The sequence below is a fragment of the Nocardiopsis exhalans genome (genome assembly GCF_024134545.1).
In the GTDB taxonomy this organism is placed as follows: Bacteria; Actinomycetota; Actinomycetes; order Streptosporangiales; family Streptosporangiaceae; genus Nocardiopsis; species Nocardiopsis exhalans.
The window spans coordinates 1,772,266-1,787,155 of the sequence record NZ_CP099837.1 but is presented as its reverse complement, the minus strand read 5'-3'; the positions used below and the strand labels follow the sequence as shown (position 1 = coordinate 1,787,155).

The 14,890-nt window shown below is 67.5% G+C and carries 17 protein-coding genes; 3 read left to right on the top strand and 14 right to left on the bottom strand.

From position 1 onward, the window contains the following. Nucleotides 1–56 precede the first annotated feature (56 nt). The 3 genes from NE857_RS07965 (at nucleotide 57) to NE857_RS07955 (ending at nucleotide 3,438) form a co-directional block, all read left to right on the top strand. Complete coding sequence (locus tag NE857_RS07965; protein WP_254420400.1) at nucleotides 57–734, top strand: DUF1707 SHOCT-like domain-containing protein; 678 nt, start codon at nucleotides 57–59, stop codon at nucleotides 732–734. 248 nt (nucleotides 735–982) lie between these two features. Beyond that, nucleotides 983–2,509: a M28 family peptidase gene (locus tag NE857_RS07960; protein ID WP_254420399.1), complete on the top strand. Its 1,527-nt coding sequence runs from the start codon at nucleotides 983–985 to the stop codon at nucleotides 2,507–2,509. 332 nt (nucleotides 2,510–2,841) lie between these two features. Continuing rightward, complete coding sequence (locus tag NE857_RS07955) at nucleotides 2,842–3,438, top strand: cob(I)yrinic acid a,c-diamide adenosyltransferase (RefSeq protein ID WP_017580874.1); 597 nt, start codon at nucleotides 2,842–2,844, stop codon at nucleotides 3,436–3,438. Nucleotides 3,439–3,548: 110 nt separating this feature from the next. Here NE857_RS07955 and NE857_RS07950 read toward each other — a convergent pair whose 3' ends face one another. From NE857_RS07950 to NE857_RS07885, 14 genes are all read right to left on the bottom strand, one after another. Further along, nucleotides 3,549–3,854: an MTH1187 family thiamine-binding protein gene (locus NE857_RS07950; protein ID WP_254420398.1), complete on the bottom strand. Its 306-nt coding sequence runs from the start codon at nucleotides 3,852–3,854 to the stop codon at nucleotides 3,549–3,551. Nucleotides 3,855–3,934: 80 nt separating this feature from the next. After that, nucleotides 3,935–4,417 carry a DUF2550 domain-containing protein gene (locus NE857_RS07945; protein WP_254421914.1) on the bottom strand — a complete coding sequence of 161 codons (483 nt, stop codon included), beginning with the start codon at nucleotides 4,415–4,417 and terminating at the stop codon, nucleotides 3,935–3,937. Nucleotides 4,418–4,462: 45 nt separating this feature from the next. Then, entirely contained in the window at nucleotides 4,463–4,852 is a 390-nt protein-coding gene (locus NE857_RS07940; RefSeq protein WP_254420397.1) for a F0F1 ATP synthase subunit epsilon, read from the bottom strand. 153 nt (nucleotides 4,853–5,005) lie between these two features. Continuing rightward, nucleotides 5,006–6,451, bottom strand: coding sequence for a F0F1 ATP synthase subunit beta (gene atpD / locus NE857_RS07935; protein ID WP_017546083.1), 1,446 nt, complete (start codon nucleotides 6,449–6,451; stop codon nucleotides 5,006–5,008). Nucleotides 6,452–6,456: 5 nt separating this feature from the next. After that, entirely contained in the window at nucleotides 6,457–7,377 is a 921-nt protein-coding gene (locus NE857_RS07930) for a F0F1 ATP synthase subunit gamma (protein ID WP_254420396.1), read from the bottom strand. Nucleotides 7,378–7,380: 3 nt separating this feature from the next. Then, nucleotides 7,381–9,021: a F0F1 ATP synthase subunit alpha gene (gene atpA, locus NE857_RS07925; RefSeq protein WP_254420395.1), complete on the bottom strand. Its 1,641-nt coding sequence runs from the start codon at nucleotides 9,019–9,021 to the stop codon at nucleotides 7,381–7,383. A gap of 73 nt (nucleotides 9,022–9,094) precedes the next feature. Next, entirely contained in the window at nucleotides 9,095–9,916 is an 822-nt protein-coding gene (locus NE857_RS07920) for a F0F1 ATP synthase subunit delta (RefSeq protein ID WP_017580867.1), read from the bottom strand. Then, nucleotides 9,916–10,458 (bottom strand): F0F1 ATP synthase subunit B, encoded by a 543-nt coding sequence (gene atpF / locus NE857_RS07915; protein ID WP_254421913.1) that lies wholly within the window; start codon nucleotides 10,456–10,458, stop codon nucleotides 9,916–9,918. Before atpF ends, NE857_RS07920 begins: the two co-directional genes overlap by 1 nt. A gap of 56 nt (nucleotides 10,459–10,514) precedes the next feature. Then, complete coding sequence (gene atpE / locus NE857_RS07910; protein WP_184370394.1) at nucleotides 10,515–10,736, bottom strand: ATP synthase F0 subunit C; 222 nt, start codon at nucleotides 10,734–10,736, stop codon at nucleotides 10,515–10,517. Between the two features lie 123 nt (nucleotides 10,737–10,859). Next, nucleotides 10,860–11,684 carry a F0F1 ATP synthase subunit A gene (gene atpB / locus NE857_RS07905; RefSeq protein WP_184373021.1) on the bottom strand — a complete coding sequence of 275 codons (825 nt, stop codon included), beginning with the start codon at nucleotides 11,682–11,684 and terminating at the stop codon, nucleotides 10,860–10,862. A 111-nt stretch (nucleotides 11,685–11,795) separates the two neighbouring features. Further along, on the bottom strand, nucleotides 11,796–12,026 hold the full coding sequence (locus tag NE857_RS07900) for an AtpZ/AtpI family protein (RefSeq protein WP_184370390.1): 231 nt from the start codon (nucleotides 12,024–12,026) through the stop codon (nucleotides 11,796–11,798). A gap of 105 nt (nucleotides 12,027–12,131) precedes the next feature. After that, complete coding sequence (locus NE857_RS07895; protein ID WP_254420394.1) at nucleotides 12,132–12,554, bottom strand: hypothetical protein; 423 nt, start codon at nucleotides 12,552–12,554, stop codon at nucleotides 12,132–12,134. 224 nt (nucleotides 12,555–12,778) lie between these two features. Beyond that, nucleotides 12,779–13,945 (bottom strand): MraY family glycosyltransferase, encoded by a 1,167-nt coding sequence (locus NE857_RS07890; RefSeq protein ID WP_254420393.1) that lies wholly within the window; start codon nucleotides 13,943–13,945, stop codon nucleotides 12,779–12,781. 12 nt (nucleotides 13,946–13,957) lie between these two features. Beyond that, nucleotides 13,958–14,833 carry an L-threonylcarbamoyladenylate synthase gene (locus NE857_RS07885; protein ID WP_254420392.1) on the bottom strand — a complete coding sequence of 292 codons (876 nt, stop codon included), beginning with the start codon at nucleotides 14,831–14,833 and terminating at the stop codon, nucleotides 13,958–13,960. Between the last annotated feature and the right edge of the window lie 57 nt (nucleotides 14,834–14,890).

Here is a 14,890-nt window from a genome sequence, read left to right as displayed (position 1 = left end):
TCGGTTGGGGGACTTCCCCGATGTCCGGATCCTGCTCCTTGGTGAAGAATCAGAATATGGTGGAACCGATGAGCGAGCTCACCCCCCAAGAAGGCGGTAACGGTCGGATGCGCGCCTCCGACGCCGACCGTGACACCGTCGCGCACCTGCTCCGGGAAGCCCTGGCCGAGGGCCGCCTGGACCCCGACGAGCACAGTGACCGGTTGGACGCGGTCTACCGCGCCAAGACCGTCGGTGAGCTCGTCCCGATCACCGAGGACCTGCCGGACACCGGCTCGACGCCCACACGTGCCCCCGCGCCCTCGGACTTCCGCTCGCCCCGCCCGGTGTACGGCGCGAGCCGGATCGTCAACGAGCGCCCCACCAGCCACAGCGCCATCGTCGTCATGGGCGGTGCCGACCGCTCCGGGAACTGGATCGTGCCCAAGCGGTTCATCTCCCTCGCGGTGATGGGCGGTGCCGAGATCGACCTGCGCGAGGCCCGGTTCACCGAGCGCGAGACCACCATCTGGGTCGGTGTGGTCATGGGCGGCCTGGGGATCGTCGTGCCCGACGACATCCAGGTGCGCGTGCACGGGCTGCCGATCATGGGCGGTTTCGGCATCGACGGGAACACCCCGAGCGTGGTGGACCCGGACGCACCGGTCGTGCACATCCGCGGTCTCGCGATGATGGGCGGGGTCGTGGTCGAGTACCGGGCGCGCAAGCACCAGCAGCAGGACGAGGACGACTAGGGCGCAACCATCGGAAATCGCCAAGGCGCCACAACTCAGGCACATAAGACGTTCTGTGCGCTTCTGGCCGTTCATCCAATCACATTGCACACCTTTACGTAAGGCCCATGGCTGATTGTGGCAATGTCCCGTGCCATCCCTTGCCGCGGCCCCGGCCTCCTGCGAGGCTTCTCCGGTATCTCGCCCACCCCAGGCGTCCATCCCCCAACACCACGGAGCGATGGACCCCCGTGAACCGGAGGAAGATCGTGCATCCGAGCAACCCTGGGAACCCGCCCGAGAAAGCGGGTTCTTCCCCCACCAGGCGGCGCACCGCCGTCACCGCCGGGCTCGCGGCCCTGCTGATGACCGCGGGCGCCCTGGCGGCCTCCCCGGCCCACGCCGACGAGGTCCCACTGCCCGACCTGGTGACCGCCGAGGCCATCGAGGCGCACCTGGCCAACCTCAACACCATCGCCGAGTACAACGGCGGCAACAGAGCCACCAACACCCCCGGCTACGACGTGGCCGCGCTGTACGTCGAGGACCAGCTCAAGCGGGCCGGGTACGAGCCCTACCGCCACGAGTACGACTACGAGGCCTGGCGGGAGAACTCCCCCGCGGTGCTCTCCCAGACCACCCCGGAGAAGATCGACTACGAACTCGGGGAACACTTCGAGACCATGTCCTACTCCGGGGCGGGCAGCGTCCGCGGCAACAAGGTGACCGCGGTCAACCCCGAGGCCGGGGACAGCGGCTGCGCCGCCGAACAGTTCGCCGACTTCCCCGAGGGCAACATCGCCCTGATCAAGCGCGGTAGCTGCCCCTTCGGGGAGAAGGTCCAGAACGCCGCCGACGCCGGAGCCTCGGCCGCCCTGGTCTTCAACAACGAGGACGAGGTCTTCCTCGGTACCGTGAGCGAGCTGTCCGACATCCCGGCGATCGGTGTCTCCGGGGTCCTCGGTGAGGAGCTCGCCTCGCTCACCCGCCACCTGCGCCTCAAGATCGAGGTGGACTCCGAGGTCAACGTGGAGAGCTCCTACAGCATCCTCGCCGAGACCCCCGGCGGCCGTGCCGACAACGTGGTGGTCGTGGGCGGCCACCTCGACAGCGTCGAGGAGGGCCCGGGCATCAACGACAACGGCAGCGGCTCGGCCTTCCTGCTGGAGACGGCCATCCAGCTGGCCAAGCAGGAGGACCCGAACAACAAGGTCCGCTTCGCCTTCTGGGGCACCGAGGAGTCCGGTCTGGTCGGCTCCAACGAGTACGTGGCCGATCTGACCGAGGGCGAGCTCGACGACATCGCGCTCTACCTCAACTTCGACATGATCGGCTCGCACAACTACGGCCGCTTCGTGCTCGACGGCCGGATGGAGCTGCCGGGCTCAGGCGGTGCTCCGTCCGGCTCCGGCGCGATCGCCAAGGTCTTCGAGGACTACTTCGAGGATCAGGGCCAGGTCAGCGAACCCGGCGTGCTCAGCGGCCGCAGCGACTACTTCGCCTTCATGCAGGCCGGTGTGCCCTCCGGCGGTCTGTTCAGCGGCGCCGACGGCATCAAGTCCGAGGAGCAGGTCGAGTGGTACGGCGGTACCGCGGGCGAGATGTTCGACCCGTACTACCACACACCCGAGGACACGATGGAGAACATCAACTGGGACTCGGTGGCCGAGCTGTCGGCCGCGGGCGCGCACGGCGTGGAGTTCTTCGCCGAGAGCACCCTGCCGGTCAACGGCGTGCTGAGCCTGTCCGCGGTCCAGGTGGACCTGCCCCGCAAGGGCGACGCCTGGCTCCGCTAGTCCGCCCACGCGCTCACGGCCAGCCGTGACGTGAAGCCCCGAAAAAGGTGTGAGGGCGGCGTGAACCCCCCGGTTCCACGCCGCCCTCATCACGCGGTGTCTCCCCCTCGCAGGCCCTTCCCGGACGTCCCCCCTCAGTTCCGTCCGGGTGTCCATGCATCAACACCGCTGGCAACTACTGTGTGTAGCTCCCTTGTTCCATAAGGTATCAGTGGCACAGGTCACCTTCACCCCCTGATACTGAACAGTTATCCTCCGTGACACAGTCGAGTTCAGAGCGGCTGCGACCTCGCCCGCACAGGGCCCTCGAAAACACGCTCTAGGGTGAGGGCATGACCAAAAGGGACACGGACAAGCCGGTAGTGCTGTCGAAGATCTACACGCGCACCGGTGACGCCGGAACGACGGCGCTCGGCGACATGAGCAGGACCTCGAAGAACGACACCCGCCTCATCGGCTACGCGGACACCGAGGAGGCCAACGCCGCCATCGGTGTCGCGCTGGCCCTGGGCGAGCTCCCCGAGGACGTGAGCGCGCTGCTGCGGCGCGTCCAGAACGAACTCTTCGACCTCGGCGCGGACCTGTCCACCCCGATCGTGCCCGACCCCGAGTACCCGCCGCTGCGCGTCCTGCCGGAGTACGTCACGCGCCTGGAGGAGGCCTGCGACACCTACAACGCGGACCTGCCGACCCTGCGCAGCTTCATCCTGCCCGGCGGCTCCCCGACCGTCGCCCTCGTGCACACCGCCCGCATCGTGGTCCGCCGCGCCGAGCGCGCGGTCTGGGCCGCGATCGAGGAGCACGGGGACAGCGTCAACCCGCTCACCGCGCAGTACCTGAACCGTCTCTCCGACCTGCTGTTCATCCTGGGCCGCTACGTCGCCGAGGACGGCGACGAGATCCTGTGGAAGCCCGGCGGCGAGCGGTAGGGCGCTCTGCGGGCCCGCCCCCGAACAGCGAGCGGTGAGGGCCGCACCCGAGCACGGGTACGGCCCCTTGCTGGTCCGCTGAGAAGTCGGCCGAGAACGCAGCCGAGGAGCTACTGGAGGCTGTCGAGTTCGCGCTCGACGGCCTCCACCTTGCTGTGCAGGCCGTCGGTGACGCCCTCGCGGACATCCACCTTCAGGGTCGCACTCACCCTGGACGCGCCCTCGCCCGCAGCCTGGACAGCTCGCTTGACCACGTCCATGACCTCGTCCCACTCACCCTCGACGGTGGTGAACATGGCCGAGGTCTCGTTGGGCAGACCACTCTCGCGCACGACCTTGACGGCACGGGCCACGGCCGGGGCGACGGACTCGCCGGAGCCGAGCGGGGAAACGGAGAAAGCCACGATGGTACTCATGGGCCCATGCAAACACACCGGGCGCGCCCCTGTGAACCGCCGCGCCCGGCGGGTCCGACACTCCAGGCCGCAGCCCCGGATCAGGCCTCCCAGCGGGTCCCCGGGGGCATCGACTCGATCCAGGACAGGAACCCGGTGAGAGCGCTCTCGCCCATGGCGACCTCGTGGGTCGCCTCCTCGGGGTCGCTGCCGTCCGCGGCCGTCCAGCCGATCTCCAGGACCGTGACGTGCGCGGGCAGGTTCGCGTCCGCGGGCAGGTGAACGTCGCCCGGACCCGGGGAACGGCGCCCCACAACGACAAGACCGCGGCGCGACAGCCTCGCTGTCGGCCGCGGTCTGAGCGAGAGGATCGGGAACCAGCCGAAGGCATCCGAACCGTACCGGCCGAAGCCGATCCGCCAGGAGCCCCGACGCCCTTTCCCCCCGCGTACACGCAGGTAACACTCGACGGCACCGCCGCTGCGCAGCAGCACGAACCGTCGCATCACACCGGCGCCCAGCACCAGAAAGAGGGTGACGAGCAGGGCGATGACCACCCACCACAAGGACTCCAACCACGGCATTCCCTGAAGCGGTTCCACACCCACGTCCCGTGCCTCCCGGCTTCGCTAGGCGACTTCCTCGCCGATGGCACGCAGGCGGCTGCGCGCACGGGCCGCGGCCTGGCTGTCGCCCGACTCGCCCGCACCCTTCAGCGCCTCGCGCGCACGGTCCACATCGATGTCCTCGGCGAGCTCCGCGGTCTCGGCGAGGATGGAGATCCGACCCTCACCCGAAACCGAGATGAACCCGCCGTGCGCGGCGGCCCGGATCTCTCCGGTCTCACGCGCGCCCAGAACGCGAACGACCGCGTCCTCGGCCAGAAGCGACAGCACCGGGACGTGCCCGGGCTGAACGCCCATCTCGCCCTCGACGGTCTTCGCGATGACCATGTCGCCCTCGCCCGCCCAGACCTCACGGTCCGGAGAGACGATCTCGACGAAAAGCTTCTTCGACACTGCCACAAACTCCTCGGCTAGCGGGTGGGTTCGGCGGGGCCGAGTACGAACCGATACTCGGCCCCGCCCGAGAACTAGACCCGCCCGTCACCCCCGACCGGGCGGCCGACCCTGTCGGTCAGCCGCGCGGTGCGGGGGCATTGACGCGCAGTCCTAGCCTTCCTGCAGCTTCTTGGCCTTCTCCACGACCATGTCGATGTTGCCGACGTCGAGGAAGGCCTGCTCGGGAAGGTGGTCGTACTCGCCGTCGCACAGACCCTTGAAGGACGCGATGGTCTCCTCGAGGGGCACGAACACACCCGGGGTGCCGGTGAACTTCTCCGCCACGAACATGTTCTGGGACAGGAAGCGCTCCAGGCGACGGGCCCGGTTGACGATGATCTTGTCCTCTTCGGACAGCTCGTCCATACCCAGAATGGCGATCTGGTCCTGCAGGTCGTTGTTGCGCTGCAGGATCTCCTTGACGCGCTGGGCCACCTGGTAGTGCTCCTCGCCCACGTACTGCGGGTCGAGGATACGGGAGGTGGAGGCCAGCGGGTCGACCGCCGGGTAGATGCCCTTCTGCGAGATCGGGCGGGAGAGCTCGGTCGTCGCGTCCAGGTGGGCGAAGGTGGTCGCCGGAGCCGGGTCGGTGTAGTCGTCCGCGGGGACGTAGATCGCCTGCATCGAGGTGATCGAGTGACCACGCGTCGAGGTGATCCGCTCCTGGAGCTGACCCATCTCGTCAGCCAGGTTGGGCTGGTAACCCACGGCCGAGGGCATACGGCCCAGCAGCGTGGAGACCTCCATACCCGCCTGGGTGAAACGGAAGATGTTGTCGATGAAGAGCAGCACGTCCTGGCCCTGGACGTCACGGAAGTACTCCGCCATCGTCAGAGCCGAGAGCGCCACGCGCAGACGGGTGCCCGGGGGCTCGTCCATCTGGCCGAAGACGAGCGCGGTGTCCGGGAGGACGCCCATCTCGTCCATCTCCAGGAAGAGGTCCGTACCCTCACGGGTGCGCTCACCGACACCGGCGAACACGGACACACCACCGAAGTTACGGGCGATACGGGTGATCATCTCCTGGATGAGCACCGTCTTGCCCACACCCGCGCCACCGAAGAGGCCGATCTTCCCACCGCGCACGTACGGGGTGAGGAGGTCGATCACCTTGATGCCCGTGACCATCATCTCGGTCTTGGACTCGAGCTGGTCGAAGGCCGGGGCCTTGCGGTGGATCGGCCAGCGCTCGGTCACACCGAGCTCGGCCGTGGGCACGTCCATGGACTCGCCCAGGGTGTTGAACACGTGGCCCTTGACGACGTCGCCGACGGGCACGCTGATGGGCGCGCCGGTGTCGCGCACCTCGGCGCCACGGACCATGCCGTCCTGCGGGGCCAGGGAGATGGCGCGGACCAGGTTGTCACCCAGGTGCTGGGCGACCTCCAGGGTCACGACCTTCTCCGTGCCGCCGATGCTCACATCGGTGTGCAGGGCGTTGTAGATGCCGGGCAGGGAGCCGACGGGGAACTCCACGTCGACGACCGGGCCGGTGACCCGGGCGATCCGGCCGGTGGCGGTGCCAGCGCCGGCCGTACCTTCAACTGTCGCAGTCACTTCTCTTACTCACTTCCCGCGCTGGACCCAGAGAGTGCATCGGCACCGCCGACAATCTCACTGATCTCATTGGTGATCTCGGCCTGACGAGCCTGGTTGGCCAGACTGGTCAGGTTCTTGACGAGTTCTTCCGCGTTGTCGGTCGCGGCCTTCATGGCCGCACGACGGGACGCCTGCTGGGAGGCGGCGGACTCGAGGAGGGAGGCGTAGATCCGGTTGACCACGTACTGCGGGAGCAGCTGGTCCAGGACCTCCTCCGCGGAGGGCTCGAACTCGTAGAGCGGCAGCGCCTGGCCACCGTGGCTCTCCTCGAGTTCGTCGGCCTCGACCTCTTCCACCTCCAGCGGAAGGGCGCGAACCGCCCCGGCCCGCTGGGTCAGCATCGACACGAACTCCGTGGAGATCACGTGGATCTCGTCGACACCGCCCTCGGCGGTGTCCTGGGAGAACCTCTCCATGAGAGCGGAGCCGATCTCCTGGGCGTGCGCGTAGGTCGGACGCTCGGTGAAACCTTCCCAAGACTCCTCGACCTGGCGGTCACGGAACTTGTAGAACGCCGCACCCTTGCGACCCACCATGTAGGTGAGGACCTCCTTGCCCTGCTCCCGCAGGAGCTGGGTGAGGGCCTCGGCCTCCTTGATGACGTTGGTCGAGAAGGCGCCGGCCAGACCCTTGTCACTGGTGATGACCAGGACGGCCGCACGGGTGGGGTTCTCGGCCTCGGTCAGCAGCGGGTGATCCGTCACCCGGCTGGCCAGGGCCGACACCGCCCGCGTGATCTCCCGTGCGTAGGGACCGGCAGCCTCGGCCGCGCGCTGCGCCTTGGTGATGCGCGTGGCGGCGATCAGCTCCATCGCACGGGTGATCTTCGCCGTCGCCTTCGTCGCACGGATCCTCCGGCGATAGACGCGAAGCTGTGCACCCATGGGTTACTTCCCGCCCTTGGCGACCTTGATGGTCTCCTGGCCGACCTTCTCCTCAGCGAGCGCCTCGGTCTCGGCCTCGGTGCCCAGGAGGGTGCCGGCCGAGGTCTGGAAGCTCTGCTTGAACTTCTCGATCGCGGCCTGCAGGGTCTTCTGGCTGTCGTCCTCGAACTTGCCGCTGTCCCGGATGGTGTCGAGAACGGCCTTGTGCTCGCGGTCCAGGTAGGACAGGAAGTCGGCCTCGAAGCGACGCACGTCCTCGACCGGGACCTCGTCGATCAGGCCGGTGTTACCCATCCAGATCGAGACGACCGTCTTCTCCATGGAGAAGGGCGAGTACTGGCCCTGCTTGAGGAGCTCCATCATCCGGGCACCGCGCTCCAGCTGCTGCTTGGAGACGGCGTCCAGGTCCGAACCGAAGGCGGAGAACGCCTCGAGCTCGCGGTACTGGGCCAGGCCCAGACGCAGCGTGCCGGAGACCTTCTTGGTGGCCTTGGTCTGCGCGGCGCCACCGACTCGGGAGACGGAGACACCGACGTCGATCGCCGGACGCTGGCCCTGGTTGAACAGGTCCGAGTTCAGGAAGACCTGACCGTCGGTGATCGAGATGACGTTGGTGGGGATGTACGCCGAGACGTCGCCCGCCTTGGTCTCGATGATCGGCAGGGCCGTCATCGAACCGGCACCCAGCTCGTCGGAGAGCTTCGCGCAGCGCTCCAGGAGACGGGAGTGGAGGTAGAAGACGTCACCCGGGTAGGCCTCACGGCCCGGCGGGCGGCGCAGCAGGAGGGAGACGGCGCGGTAGGCCTCGGCCTGCTTGGTCAGGTCGTCGAAGACGATGAGGACGTGCTTGCCCTCGTACATCCAGTGCTGGCCCAGGGCCGAACCGGTGTACGGGGAGAGGTACTTGAAGCCGGCCGGGTCGGACGCCGGGGAGGCGACGATGGTGGTGTACTCCATCGCGCCGGCCTCTTCGAGGGCCCCTCGCACGCTGGCGATGGTCGAGCCCTTCTGACCGACCGCGACGTAGATGCAGCGCACCTGCTTCGCGGGGTCACCGGTCTCCCAGTTCGCCTTCTGGTTGATGATCGCGTCGATACCGATCGCGGTCTTACCGGTCTGCCGGTCACCGATGACCAGCTGGCGCTGGCCGCGGCCGACCGGGGTCATGGTGTCGATCGACTTGATACCGGTCTGGAGCGGCTCGTGAACCGGCTGGCGCTCCATCACGGTCGCGGCCTGGAGCTCCAGTTCGCGGGTCTCGGTCGCCTCGATCTCACCCTTGCCGTCGATGGGGTTGCCCAGGGGGTCCACCACACGACCGAGGAAGTTGTCGCTCACCGGGACCGAGAGGAGCTTGCCGGTGCGACGCACCTTCTGCCCCTCCTCGATGCCGGTGAAGTCACCCAGCACCACGACACCGATCTCGCCGATCTCAAGGTTCTGGGCCATGCCCAGGGTGCCGTCCTCGAACTCCAGCAGCTCGTTCGCCATCGCCGAGGGAAGGCCACCGACACGGGCGATGCCGTCACCGGAGTAGGTGACGGTTCCGACCTCTTCCGCGCGGGTGGCGTCAGGCTCGTACGACTGGACGAAGCGCTGTAGCGCGTCCCGGATCTCATCCGGCCGGATCGTCAGCTCCGCCATCTCTACGTTGTCCTTGCTCTCAAATGGCGCCGGGCTGGCGCCGTGCGTGCTTGCCTTGCGTTTTTCGCGTGTGTCAGCTAGCCAGACGGCGCTGGACCTCAGCGATGCGCCCGGCGATGGTGCCGTCGATGACCTCGTCGCCCACCTGGATGGAGAGTCCACCCACGATCTCGGGGACGACCTCGGTGTTCAGATGGATCTCGCGGCCGTACTTGCGCTGGAGGAGCGTCCGAAGACGGTCCTGGTGCGCCTCGCTCAGCGGAACCGCGCTACGCACCACCGCGATGTAGCGCTGGGCGCGCTCGGCGACCAGCTGCCCGAAGTTGTCGAGCGCCTGCTCCAGAGTACGTCCCCGGGGGCGGGTGACCGCTTCGCTGACCAGGGCCAGCGTCGCGGAGCTCACCTTGCCCGAAAGCAGGTTCTCGATCAGGGAGTGCTGGTGCGAGGCGGCCACGCCGTCGCGGGTGAGCGCCGCACGCAGGTCCGGCTGCGCGATGACGATCCGCTGGAAGCGGAACAGTTCGTCCTCGAGCTCGTCCAGGCGGGTGCCCTCGACGGAGGCCACGGTCGCGTAGACCGCGAGGCGCTCCAGCGCGTCCACCATGTCGCGGGGGGCCGACCACGGCTGGGACACGACGTCGTTGACCACGATGACCGTGGACGGCGACACCTTGCCCTCGAGGATCTGACCGATCAGGCCGGTCTTCTTCTCCACCGGGTTGGCCGGGTCCGCGAGCCAGCGGCGCAGCGAGTGCTCGCCGCCGAGCAGGGCGACGACCTCGAAGAGTTCGCCGCCGAGCGAGACCGCGTGCTGAGAGGCGTCCGCCGACGCCAGGACGTTCTCGTCCAGGCGCCGGGTCGCCTCAGCCAGGGAGTTACGGCTGATACCACGCATCAGCGCACCTCGGCTTGCTTCGCGCTCTCGTCCTGCTCCAGCTCCTCCAGGAACCGGTCCACCACACGGGTCTGAGCGGTGCTGTCGCTGAGCGTCTCACCGACGATGCGGCTCGCGAGCTCAGTGGACAGGGAACCGATCTCGGCGCGCAGCTGGACGACGGCCTGCTGGCGGTCGGCCTCGATCTGCGCCTTGGCGGACTCGATGATGCGGGCCGCCTCGGCCTGGGCCTCCTCGCGAGCCTCGGCGATGATCGCCGCGCGCTGCTCCTTGGCCTTCTCGAGTTCCTGTGCGTACTCGCGGTGCGACTCTTCGAGCTTCTCGCGGTACTGCTGGCGGATCTCCTCGGCCTCGGCCTCGGCGTGCTTGGCCCGCTCGATGCCGCCCTCAATGGCGTCGTGACGCTCGTCGAGGACCTTCATGACCTTGGGGACCGCCTTGCGGGCCACAAAGAAGTAGACCACGGCGAGCGCGATCGCACCGAAGGCGGCCTTAACCGGGTCGATCCGCAGAATGTTGTAATCGGCTGCCAGCTCCAACAACATGGTCAGCCCTCCTTCGCGTCAGTTGCCATCAGAAAACGGTTGGCAATGCCCGATTAACCGATGGCGAACGCGAGCACGAAGCCCAGAATGGCGAGGGCCTCGATGAGCGCGAAGCCCAGGAAGATGTTGGTCTGGAGCGGGCCGCGGGCCTCGGGCTGGCGGGCGATGGCCTGCATACCCATACCGAACACGAGACCGACACCGATACCGGCGCCGATGACGCTGATGCCGTAGCCGACGGTGTTGATGCTGCCTTCGATAGCGGCGATGTCCATGGTGTTTCCCTTTACTCGACGTCCGGCGTCGCGCTTGTGCGATGAGTCAGTGCGCCGGGGTGGGCGGGTCTTTACACCTTTACCGTCTCCCGGCGGGATTGCCGGGGTTGGTGAAGGGGTCCTTTAGTGGGCGGCTTCGAGAGACTGATTGATGTAGAGGCTGGCCAGGAGCGTGAAGATGAACGCCTGGACGACCATGATCAGGATCTCGAAGACGAAGAAGAGGATGTAACCGAGCAGTGCGGCACCGGAGTAGACCACGGACAGGGCGGCCAGGGCCGGCTCGGCAGAGATGTTCAGCATGTACCAGCCGCCGTAGGCGAACACGGCCAGCAGCAGGCTGCCCGCGAACATGGTCGCGAACAGACGCAGGGCGTGCGTCACGGGGCGGATGACGAAGACGGAGAGAATCTCGATCGGGGTGACCAGCAGATAAATCGGCTTGGGCATCCCCGGGGGGAAGATCTGGTTCCTGATATAGCCCCAGCCGCCCTGCCTCTTCATACCGATGATCAGAGTCAGGATGAAGATGAATCCAGCGAGCATCGCGGGGAACGACAGGTCGCTGTTGACCGGGAGACCACCGGGGATCAGACCGGTGAAGTTCATCAGCAGGATGAAGCTGAAGATCGCGGTCATCAGCGGGATGAAGCTGTCACCCTTGGCACCCATGGTGGGCCGGGTGATCTGGTCCCGGATGAACAGCACGAACATCTCACCGACGCTCTGCCTGCGCCCGGGGACGAGGGTCAGCTTCTTGCTGAACCACGACCACAGGAGCAGGACCGCACCGAGAGCGATCAGCAGCAGAACCAGGTACAGGTCGATACCTGCGGTACCGGGGATGCCGGTGATCCACGGTTCGGGGAAGAACATCCCGATGGTGGGGGCCTCGAACCCGCAGCCGCTGAAAAGATGGCAACCCGGTTCGGCCGCGAGAATGCGCACGTCAGCACTCACGGCGAATCCTTTCGTCGTGACGCAAGAAAGCCTCGTTGATGGTTGTGGCAGAGCTACGCACCACGGTCACCCGTGGTGCCATCGCTCTAGCGGAAGAGTTCAGACCTGGCGGGTCTTGGCGACGATCAGCCAGATCGCGCCGACCAAGCCCAGAACCGCCCCGATGGGCAGGAAGAGCGCTTGGAATCCCAGAAGGTGATCCAGGCCCCAGCCGATCCCGCTCCACACGAGAACGCCCGCGAGGAGGGTGGAGAAGAGCGCCCAGCCGTCGGACTCGCGTGGCACCGAGGGCACGTCCGCTTCCGTCTTCCTGGCTGCTTCGCTGCTCATCTCGCTCCGGAATATAGCATGTGGGGCTGGGCTGGAACGTGGCTGCCCGCCTAACCTGGAACAGGTTATAACGCCCGTTGCCACGGGCCACGGCGGGGCACCCCATCACGTGTTCCCCGAACCTTCGGACGGGTCCACGTGCAGCATCTTGGTCTTGGCGATCCCGCGCATCTGACCCCCGAGCCAGACCAGGACAACAGCCAACGCGCTGTATACGAAGGCGTTGCTGTCGAGGTCTGCGATGAAGGCGCTACGGCCCAGAGTCACCAGGAGAACTCCCAGCACCGCCATCTTCACGACGAAGCCGAGCATGTTCGCAGCAAGGAACAAGTCCTCGTTGCGCCGGGTGACCAGGATGACCGCCCACTGTCCGAGCCCGAAACAGGCAAGGATGATCGCGACCGCGAGGGCCGAGCTGAGAGCTCCGGCGGCGCCGCTGAACAGAGCCGAGACCGCAATGGCCAAGGCCCCGACAACAGCCGCTGGAAGCGCGGCGCCGCGGAGAATCCGGGCGTCGTGTTCCTGCATGACGAAGCTCCGTGGGGTTCAGTGGTTACCTGCTCGTGAAAGCTATCACAAGGTTTTTGGTGCCAAATCCAGGGGTTCCTTAACGCGCTCTTAACGCCTCGCGAAAGGCCCGTTCTGTGGCCGCTTCGGGCCTTGTGTCACCTTGACCACACTTGCCGCGACCTTCACACCAGCGCACATTCAACGACCGGGACGGGACCTCGGTCCCGAACGTGACCGCGCATTTATCCATCGGTTGGCTGATGGTGATCTGACCTCGCCGCGGATTCCCTCTCCCTGCCCCAGGGCAACAGCCCGCGACGGCGCAGTCGCGGCAGGGCGATGAGACCCACCGCACAGGTGGCCACCAGCACCGTGACCGTCAGGACGATGAACGCCGAGTCGAAGATGGACAGCGAGACCGCGGCGAAGGCGACGATCCCGGCCCACAGGTACATCAGCAGCACCGCGCGGGTGTGCGTGTGGCCCATGTCGAGGAGCCGGTGGTGCAGGTGCCCCCGGTCCGGGGCGAACGGGGACCGCCCGGACAGCGTCCGCCGCAGCACCGCCAGGACCAGGTCGGCCAGCGGCAGCGCGATCACCAGCAGCGGCAGCGCGATCGGCAGGAAGACCACCAGGCCGGAGGAGTTGAACTCCTCGCGGGCGGTGTTGGCGTCGAACTGCCCGGTCACCGTGATGGTGATGGAGGTGAGCAGCAGCCCGAGCAGCATCGAGCCGGTGTCACCCATGAACACCCGGGCCGGGTGGAAGTTGTGGAAGAGGAAGCCCACACAGGTACCGGCCAGGATGATGGCGATCATCGCGGGGTAGGACTGGCGGACGAAACCCTGCTCGACCGCCACCACGTAGTAGTACGCGAAGAACGCCAGCGACGAGATACCGACGATGCCCGCGGCCAGCCCGTCCAGGCCGTCCGCGAAGTTGACCGCGTTGATGGTCACCACGATGAGCAGGATCGAGACCATCGCGCCGAGCCAGGGGCCCAGGGACAGCTGGGTTCCGGGGAGCGGCAGCCACAGCAGCTGTACCCCCTGCCAGACCAGGATGCCCGCGGCGGCGATCTGCCCGGCCAGCTTGCTGAGGGCGTCCATCCCCCACCGGTCGTCGATGACCCCGATGACGGTGATGAGACCGCCCGCCAGCAGCAGGCCGATCCACGTCTTGGCGACGAACACGTTCTGCAGGTGCGGCAGCTGCGCGGAGATCAGCAGCGCCGCCGCGAACCCACCGTAGATGGCCAGCCCGCCCAGCCTCGGGATGGGTTCGGTGTGCACGTCGCGGTCGCGGACCGCGGGCGCGGCGCCGAAGGCGATAGCCAGGCGGCGCACCAACGGCACCAGCAGGTAGGTCACCGCGGCGGCGATGACGAAGGTGAGCGCGTACTCCCGCACGGCCTGATCCCTCTAGCTCTCGGAGCGGTCGGTGCCCTGGGACCCGTCGGTCTCCGGTTCGGTGGCCGCGGACCCGGCTTCGGGCGCCTCAGGCTTGGATGCCCCGGATGCGGAAGTCTCGGACGCGGAAGTCTCGGACGCGGAAGTCTCGGACGCGGGCGTTTCGGCTCCGGTGGTCTCGATCGCCTGCTCGGCGTCCTCCTCCCCCTCGGCCTTCTTCGGCTTGGTGCGCCCCTTGCGCAGCTCCCCGATCACGGTGCCGCACACCGCGCGCAGCTGCTCGATGGAGATGGCGCCGGAGCGCAGCACCCGCGGGACCGCGTAGGTGAGGTCGACGATGGTGGAGGCCACCGGGCTGTCGGTCTCCCCGCCGTCCAGGTAGACCGCGACGTCCTCGTCACCGAGCTGCTCGATCGCCTCGCCCGCGTTGACCGCGGCGGGCTGACCGGACTTGTTGGCGCTGCTCACCGCCATCGGGCCGGTCTCCTTGAGCAGCTCCAGGGCCACCGGGTCCATCGGCATCCGCACGGCCACGGTGCCCTTGGTGTCGCCCAGGTCCCAGGACAGACTGGGGGTTGCGGTGCACACCAGGGTGAGCGGGCCGGGCCAGAACTCCTCCATCAGGTCGCGGCCGTGGTTGCCGAGATCGTCGATGAGGGCGGTGGCGGCGCGCATGGAGCCCACCAGGACCGGCGGCGGCATGTCCCGGCCGCGACCCTTGGTCTCCAGGAGATTGGCCACGGCCTTCGGACTGAAGGCGTCGGTGCCGATTCCGTACACGGTGTCCGTGGGCAGCACCACCAGGTCGCCTCGGCGTACCGCGGACGCGGCGTCGGCGATGCCGTCCTTGCGGGCGGTCTCGTCCGCGCAGTCGTAGATGCGGCTCACCTGCGTTCACCTCGATCTCGGTCGACCGGCCTCGGCTGCCGGTCCAGCGGTGGGTAT

Bases quoted from the DNA above. Each gene is read 5' to 3' on its own strand.
- NE857_RS07965 (WP_254420400.1), top strand. From the start codon at position 57: ATGGTGGAACCGATGAGCGAGCTCACCCCCCAAGAAGGCGGTAACGGT.
- NE857_RS07955 (WP_017580874.1), top strand. From the start codon at position 2,842: ATGACCAAAAGGGACACGGACAAGCCGGTAGTGCTGTCGAAGATCTAC.
- NE857_RS07950 (WP_254420398.1), bottom strand. From the start codon at position 3,854: ATGAGTACCATCGTGGCTTTCTCCGTTTCCCCGCTCGGCTCCGGCGAG.
- NE857_RS07945 (WP_254421914.1), bottom strand. From the start codon at position 4,417: ATGCCGTGGTTGGAGTCCTTGTGGTGGGTGGTCATCGCCCTGCTCGTC.
- NE857_RS07930 (WP_254420396.1), bottom strand. From the start codon at position 7,377: ATGGGTGCACAGCTTCGCGTCTATCGCCGGAGGATCCGTGCGACGAAG.
- atpA (WP_254420395.1), bottom strand. From the start codon at position 9,021: ATGGCGGAGCTGACGATCCGGCCGGATGAGATCCGGGACGCGCTACAG.
- NE857_RS07920 (WP_017580867.1), bottom strand. From the start codon at position 9,916: ATGCGTGGTATCAGCCGTAACTCCCTGGCTGAGGCGACCCGGCGCCTG.
- atpE (WP_184370394.1), bottom strand. From the start codon at position 10,736: ATGGACATCGCCGCTATCGAAGGCAGCATCAACACCGTCGGCTACGGC.
- NE857_RS07900 (WP_184370390.1), bottom strand. From the start codon at position 12,026: ATGAGCAGCGAAGCAGCCAGGAAGACGGAAGCGGACGTGCCCTCGGTG.
- NE857_RS07895 (WP_254420394.1), bottom strand. From the start codon at position 12,554: ATGCAGGAACACGACGCCCGGATTCTCCGCGGCGCCGCGCTTCCAGCG.